The sequence below is a fragment of the Ramlibacter sp. genome (genome assembly GCF_041916345.1).
In the GTDB taxonomy this organism is placed as follows: Bacteria; Pseudomonadota; Gammaproteobacteria; order Burkholderiales; family Burkholderiaceae_C; genus Ramlibacter.
This window is the reverse complement of sequence record NZ_JAYRZR010000070.1, coordinates 1-918: the sequence shown is the minus strand read 5'-3', so window position 1 is coordinate 918 and position 918 is coordinate 1. Positions and strand designations below refer to the sequence as shown.

At 71.1% G+C, this 918-nt stretch carries 2 protein-coding genes; both read right to left on the bottom strand.

Translation table 11 applies throughout. The annotated features are described in order from the left end of the window. Nucleotides 1-44: 44 nt before the first annotated feature. Complete coding sequence (locus ACE3T5_RS16050) at nucleotides 45-353, bottom strand: c-type cytochrome (protein WP_374669088.1); 309 nt, start codon at nucleotides 351-353, stop codon at nucleotides 45-47. A gap of 155 nt (nucleotides 354-508) precedes the next feature. Beyond that, nucleotides 509-918, bottom strand: a 410-nt coding sequence (locus ACE3T5_RS16045; protein WP_374669087.1) for an HAD hydrolase-like protein, incomplete at its 5' end; no start/stop codon positions are given.

Here is a 918-nt window from a genome sequence, read left to right as displayed (position 1 = left end):
GGTGCCCCACCCCAGCCTACGGGGATGCCGGTCGCCGGGGGCCGCTACTTCGCGCCGGCCAGGATCCACGCCGCCAGCGTCTTGGCGTCGGCGTCACTCAGCGCGGCCTGGGCGGGCATGGGCACCGCGCCCCACTTGCCGGAACCACCCGCCTTGATGCTCTTGATCAGGTTCGCCTCGGCGTCCTTCTGCCCGGCGTACTTCTTGGCGACCTCCTGGTAGGCGGGGCCGACCAGCTTCTTGTCGACGGCATGGCAGGCGGTGCAGGCGTTCTTCTGCGCCAGCTGCAGGTTGGCCAGGGCGGGGCCGGCGGCCAGCAGGCCGAGGACGGCGGCGATGGCGTATTGCTTCAAGGGAGGTCTCCTGTTCGGGGTTGGGTGAGGCCTGGGGCCAGCGAGCTGACGGCCCGGCAGGGACTCGCCAAATATTCGCCACTTCGAATATATCGCAGGCCCCACCCGCGCGCGTGCTGGTGTTTTCCCGCGCCAGACGCCGGCGCGCGCGGCGCTCAGTCGTCCGCCAGCGCCGGATCACACCGCAGCGGCGCCGGCTTCAGCTCGCCATCGATCACGGCCCGCGCGAGATGGTCCAGCCGCTCGAACAAGCGGTCCGGCCGGCTCTGGGCGACTGGCACACCACCGTTGTAGCCATAGGGCACGGCCCACGCGGCCACACCGGCCTCACGCGAGGTCGCGACGTCGATGGCCGAGTCGCCCACGTGGCCGGTGGCGCAGGCCGGTGCGCCTAGGCGCTCGCGCACGTGGTCGATCACGCGCCGGTCGGGCTTCTTCCAGGCCAGCGTGTTGCCGCCGATGACCACGCGGAGAAAGTCGCGCAGGCCCGTGCGTTCCAGCACCTGCAGCGCGAACAGCTCCTCCTTGTTGGTGACGCAGACGCAGGCGATGCCGGCATCGCGCA